This window comes from Mycobacterium sp. (assembly GCF_035697385.1).
Taxonomy (GTDB): domain Bacteria; phylum Actinomycetota; class Actinomycetes; order Mycobacteriales; family Mycobacteriaceae; genus Mycobacterium.
In genome coordinates this window covers 1-4,716 of the sequence record NZ_DASSCY010000205.1, presented here as the reverse complement: position 1 = coordinate 4,716, position 4,716 = coordinate 1, and the positions used below count along the sequence as shown (strand labels likewise).

General features: G+C 65.6%; 8 protein-coding genes and 1 pseudogene. 6 read left to right on the top strand and 3 right to left on the bottom strand.

The window, feature by feature from the left end:
- Window positions 1–250: DNA translocase FtsK (locus VFH65_RS16885; RefSeq protein ID WP_353322977.1), on the top strand; the 250-nt coding region annotated here is incomplete at its 5' end.
- Between the two features lie 56 nt (window positions 251–306).
- Here the strand turns inward: VFH65_RS16885 and VFH65_RS16880 are convergent.
- Window positions 307–819: an amino-acid N-acetyltransferase gene (locus VFH65_RS16880; protein WP_353322976.1), complete on the bottom strand. Its 513-nt coding sequence runs from the start codon at window positions 817–819 to the stop codon at window positions 307–309.
- A gap of 42 nt (window positions 820–861) precedes the next feature.
- Between VFH65_RS16880 and pgsA the strand changes: the two genes are divergently transcribed.
- The 4 genes from pgsA to pspM all read left to right on the top strand — a co-directional run bounded on the left by pgsA (window position 862) and on the right by pspM (window position 3,635).
- Window positions 862–1,467, top strand: coding sequence for a CDP-diacylglycerol--glycerol-3-phosphate 3-phosphatidyltransferase (gene pgsA / locus VFH65_RS16875; protein ID WP_353322975.1), 606 nt, complete (start codon window positions 862–864; stop codon window positions 1,465–1,467).
- 97 nt (window positions 1,468–1,564) lie between these two features.
- The gene (gene clgR, locus VFH65_RS16870; RefSeq protein WP_353322973.1) at window positions 1,565–1,891 is read left to right on the top strand and encodes a transcriptional regulator ClgR; all 327 of its coding nucleotides are present in this window, start codon (window positions 1,565–1,567) and stop codon (window positions 1,889–1,891) included.
- Window positions 1,892–1,985: 94 nt separating this feature from the next.
- Window positions 1,986–2,798: a phage shock protein PspA gene (gene pspA, locus VFH65_RS16865; protein ID WP_353322971.1), complete on the top strand. Its 813-nt coding sequence runs from the start codon at window positions 1,986–1,988 to the stop codon at window positions 2,796–2,798.
- A gap of 18 nt (window positions 2,799–2,816) precedes the next feature.
- Window positions 2,817–3,635 (top strand): phage shock envelope stress response protein PspM, encoded by an 819-nt coding sequence (pspM, locus tag VFH65_RS16860; protein ID WP_353322969.1) that lies wholly within the window; start codon window positions 2,817–2,819, stop codon window positions 3,633–3,635.
- A gap of 4 nt (window positions 3,636–3,639) precedes the next feature.
- Here pspM and VFH65_RS16855 read toward each other — a convergent pair whose 3' ends face one another.
- Both VFH65_RS16855 and VFH65_RS16850 read right to left on the bottom strand, forming a co-directional pair.
- On the bottom strand, window positions 3,640–4,050 hold the full coding sequence (locus VFH65_RS16855) for a DUF5313 domain-containing protein (RefSeq protein ID WP_353322968.1): 411 nt from the start codon (window positions 4,048–4,050) through the stop codon (window positions 3,640–3,642).
- A 1-nt stretch (window position 4,051) separates the two neighbouring features.
- The gene (locus tag VFH65_RS16850) at window positions 4,052–4,489 is read right to left on the bottom strand and encodes a limonene-1,2-epoxide hydrolase family protein (RefSeq protein WP_353322967.1); all 438 of its coding nucleotides are present in this window, start codon (window positions 4,487–4,489) and stop codon (window positions 4,052–4,054) included.
- Window positions 4,490–4,531: 42 nt separating this feature from the next.
- Here VFH65_RS16850 and VFH65_RS16845 point away from each other — a divergent pair.
- Window positions 4,532–4,716 (top strand): annotated as a pseudogene (locus VFH65_RS16845) (glycosyl transferase); the annotation flags it as partial.

The window sequence follows — 4,716 nt, the reverse complement described above, 5'->3', positions numbered from 1 at the left end:
GGACGACGACGAGGCGCTGGTGCTGCAGGCCATGGACCTCGTGGTGCGCTCGCAGCTGGGCTCCACGTCGATGCTGCAGCGCAAGCTGCGGGTGGGCTTCGCCAAGGCGGGACGACTGATGGATCTGATGGAGACGCGCAGCATCGTCGGGCCCAGCGAGGGCTCAAAGGCGCGTGAGGTCCTGGTCAAGCCCGACGAGCTGGCGGCGACACTGGCGTCGATCCGCGGCACCGACTCCCCAGAAGAGTGACTTGTGGAGCCGAAGCGGCGCTTATCGCGGCTCGGACTCCACAAATCACGACGAAGCTACTTGAGCGTCAACAGCATTCGGGTATTGCCGAGAATGTTCGGCTTGACGTAGGACAGGTCGAGGAACTCCGCGACGCCGGTGTCGTAGGAGCGACACATCTCTTCGTAGACCTCGGCGGTCACGGGCGTGCCGTCGATCTCCTCGAACCCGTGGCGGCTGAAGAACTCGACTTCGAAAGTCAGCACGAAGATCCGCTCGAGGTGCAGCTCCCTTGCGACGTCAAGCAACCGGTCGACGATGGCATGTCCGACGCCGCGGGCCTTGACCTTCGGGTGCACCGCGACCGTGCGAACCTCGCCGAGGTCCGACCACAACACGTGCAGGGCGCCGCAGCCGATGAGCTCGCCGCCGAGTTCGGCGACCCAGAACTCCTGCACCGCCTCGTAGAGCGTCACCAGGTTCTTCTCGAGCAAGATCTTGCCGGAGTACACATCGACGAGCGCCTTGATCGCCGGCACATCAGACGTTCGGGCGCGCCGGACGACTAGGCCAACGGGGTCTGCGCTCACAGCTGCGAGAGTATCGGTCCGGGCAACCGATATTCTGTTGCGGTGCCGGGCCAACCTCATACCGATCCGGTGGTGCCGCGCGCGAGTGTGGCGAATATCGCCAACGTGCTCACCGGCATACGGTTCGCCTTGGTCCCGGTGTTTCTGGTCGTGCTTTTCGTGGGCGACGGCCATGAAACCTTTTGGCGGATAGCGGCATTCGTAGTATTCGCGGTCGCAGTGATCACCGACCGCTTCGATGGCGCGCTGGCGCGCAGCTATGGCATGGTCACCGAATTCGGCACGCTGGCCGACCCGATCGCGGACAAGGCCCTCATCGGCGCGGCGCTGATCGGGTTGTCATTACTGGGTGACCTGCCGTGGTGGGTGACCGTGGTGATCATGGTCCGCGAGATCGGCATCACAGTATTGCGGCTCGCGGTGCTGCGTCGCGGTGTCATCCCCGCCAGCCGCGGCGGCAAATTGAAGACTCTGGTTCAGGCCGTCGCGATCGGCTTGTTCGTGCTGCCCTTGGAAACACTGCCGAGCGCCTGGCTGTGGGGTGCATGGGTGATCATGTGGGCGGCGGTCGTCTTGACCGTGCTGACCGGCGTGGATTACGTCGTCTCGGCGATAAAGGACTCGCGCGCCCGCCCCGCTGGTCAGTGATAACGGGGTATCTGCGCATTCCGGGAACCAACGAACCGGCGCCCGGCGTTGCCATAAAGACGAGGACCAGCGCTGAAGTTTATTGGAGGAGAGCACGATGACGGCATTGCTGCGCGAGGTGATCGGCGACGTGCTGCGTCGTGCCCGCACCGAGCAGGGACGCACCCTGCGCGAGGTGTCCGATTCGGCCCGGGTCAGCCTGGGCTACCTGTCCGAGGTCGAGCGCGGCCGCAAGGAGGCCTCCAGCGAATTGCTCGGTGCCATCTGCGGCGCCCTGGACGTTCCGCTGTCCCGGGTGCTCTCGGACGCCGGAGACCAGATGGCCCGGCAGGAACGCGCCGACTTCGTGCGCGTGAGCGCGGCCAATATCGATGCGACCACCAAGGTCGTCATCCCGCAGGTCGTGTCGATGGCGGTGGCCTGACCCTGACTGGGTGTGGTGATCGGTGCTGACCCGATAGATTGGGCAGCACGGTAAGTCCGTACGTGCAGGCACGAGACAAAGGCGGAATGAAGTCATGGCCAATCCGTTCGTCAAGGCGTGGAAGTACCTCATGGCGCTGTTCAGCTCGAAGGTCGACGAGTACGCCGACCCGAAGGTGCAGATACAGCAGGCCATCGAGGAAGCTCAGCGCCAGCACCAGGCGTTGACGCAACAGGCCGCCCAGGTGATCGGTAACCAGCGCCAGCTGGAGATGCGACTCAACCGTCAGCTCGCCGACATCGAGAAGTTGCAGGTTAACGTCCGTCAGGCGCTCACCTTGGCCGATCAGGCCACCGCTGCCGGCGACGCCGCCAAGGCCACGGAGTACACCAATGCCGCCGAAGCCTTCGCCGCACAGCTGGTGACCTCGGAGCAGAGCGTCGAGGATCTCAAGGGCCTGCACGATCAGGCGCTGCAGGCGGCGGGGCAGGCCAAGAAGGCCGTCGAGCAGAACGCGATGATGCTGCAGACCAAGATCGCCGAGCGCACCAAGCTGCTGTCCCAGCTCGAACAGGCCAAGATGCAGGAGCAGGTGTCGGCATCGCTGCGGTCGATGAGCGAGCTTGCCGCCCCGGGTAACACACCCAGCCTCGACGAGGTCCGCGACAAGATCGAACGCCGCTACGCCAACGCCATCGGTTCGGCCGAACTCGCGCAGAACTCGGTGCAGGGCCGCATGCTCGAGGTGCAGCAGCAGAGCGTGCAGATGGCCGGGCACTCGCGGCTGGAGCAGATCCGAGCGTCGATGCGCGGTGAGCAGCTGCCTGCAGGTGGGACAGCGGCCACCGCTCCTGCGACACCGGCAACCAGCCCAGAAGCGGCTCCGGAAAAGCCTCTCTCCCAATAGGTTTCGTAGGTAGGGGCAATGAATTCGCGGGTTAGTAGACCAGAAGCTTGGCGGTCATTGGCGCAGCGCGGGGTTGACACCGCCGCGGAGTGGTCCGATGTGCTGGCCGACAAGCTCCACGCCGCAGCCGATCCGCGGGCCAAGTTGCTGCGCAAACGGCGCTGGGCGCTGCGGCTCGCGGTGTTCCTCGGGTTCTCCTGCGTGTTCTGGGTGGGCGTGACGGCGCTGCTCGCCTCGTGGAGCACGCCGGTGTGGGCACTGTTCATCCCGGCTCCGATCGCGGCTGGCGCAGCGTTCTTGGCGACGTTGGCGTTCCTGCGCTACCGGTGGTTGAAGGCGTCGCCGCTACCGGCGCCGCGCTCGCGGGCGGCCCGTCGTCTCCCATCGTGGGGGTCGGCGGCGCGTCAGCCGATGGCCGCCCTTGCCGCCTCGGAGCGTGGACTGTTCTCGCTGCTCGGAGTGATGGAGCGGGGCCGAATGCTGCCCGCCGACGAGCTGCGTGAGTTGACCGCCGCGGCCAACCAGACCGCTGCCACCATGGCGGCAACCGCCAACGAGGTGGTGTCGATGGAGCGGGCGATGAGCGCGTCGCCGCAGTCGCGTTCGCATCTGCTGCCCACCGTCAAGGCATTCAGCGCACAGCTGGATCACGGCGCTCGTCAGTACAACGAGATGGTCACCGCCGCAGCGCAGTTGGTGTCGGCGGCCAATTCCGGACCGATGTCGAGCTCACCGATGTCGCAGCAGCGCTATCGTGACGAGCTGACCAACGCGACCGATCGCCTGATGGGTTGGGCGCAGGCGTTCGACGAACTGGGCCACCTACGCGGCGCCTAGCGCCTCAGACGTCGTGCGAGCTGGACGGGCCTGACCGCGGACCGTAGCGCTCGACGTACGCCTCGTGGACGTGGGCGTTTTTCTGGCGCGAGAGTTCGTCGACGAGGCTCGGATCGAGTCCGTGTTTGGCCAGCATGTGACGGCGCCACACCTTGTTCAGCGCGTGCGAGAAGAGCACGAACGGGATCAGGATGGGCAGCGTCATCGACAGATGCACGTCAAGTGTCGTCGGGATGAACCAGAACGGGATCATGATCAGGAACGCCGGTATGAAGACGCGGATCATCATGCGGACCGTCGCGCCCTTGCCGGCCAGGTCGTTGCGGACCCACTCGCGCATCGAGTCGGGCAGCCGACGGCCGTAGCAGTAGCCGATGTACTGCCATATGTTCGGTCGGGTGCGGTCGTCGCTCATGTCAGAACGTCTGCCGTAGCGACGGGACGACCGTCGCGATCAGGCCCCGCACGGTCGCCTTGGCGAAGTCGAACATGTCGAAGTAGTCGCGCCACAGCGTGATGCGGCCCGCATGGACCTCGAAAACCCCGCATACCCAGAACTGAAGGCGCACTGGGCCGATGATCAGCGCGTCCGTGCGTTCGGTCAGCACTGCATTGCCCTCTGCGGCGATCCGGTGAATCTTCACCTCGAAGCCCATTCGGCCCTCACCGCGCCGAAACAGCTTGATGATGCGTCGCCGACCGCGAATGGTCGGGAACCCCACGTTCTGCCACTCGATGTTGTCCGCCAAGGCCGCGTCGGCCGTGTCGAAATCCTCGTCTTGCAGCGCGTACAGGAACGTTTCCACCGTGCGGGCGTTGGCCGTGCTGTCCACCGCCGATGTCGTCTCGGTCATGGCTGCCAGCCTAGTCAGCGTCCGCTGTGGCAGGGTAGGCCGATGCGGGTCGCCGTGGTTGCCGGGCCCGATCCCGGACACGCGTTTCCAGCCATTGCGCTGTGCCTTCGATTTCTCGCCGCCGGTGATGCCCCGACGCTGCTGACGGGCACGGAATGGCTGGACACGGCCGGCGGCGCGGGGATCGACGCGGTGGAACTCGACGGTCTGGACCCGACGGATGCGGA

What these genes read in the sequence shown, in the direction of transcription:
- VFH65_RS16855 (WP_353322968.1), bottom strand. Translation starts at nt 4,050, where the DNA reads ATGAGCGACGACCGCACCCGACCGAACATATGGCAGTACATCGGCTAC.
- pspM (WP_353322969.1), top strand. Translation starts at nt 2,817, where the DNA reads ATGAATTCGCGGGTTAGTAGACCAGAAGCTTGGCGGTCATTGGCGCAG.
- pspA (WP_353322971.1), top strand. Translation starts at nt 1,986, where the DNA reads ATGGCCAATCCGTTCGTCAAGGCGTGGAAGTACCTCATGGCGCTGTTC.
- VFH65_RS16850 (WP_353322967.1), bottom strand. Translation starts at nt 4,489, where the DNA reads ATGACCGAGACGACATCGGCGGTGGACAGCACGGCCAACGCCCGCACG.
- clgR (WP_353322973.1), top strand. Translation starts at nt 1,565, where the DNA reads ATGACGGCATTGCTGCGCGAGGTGATCGGCGACGTGCTGCGTCGTGCC.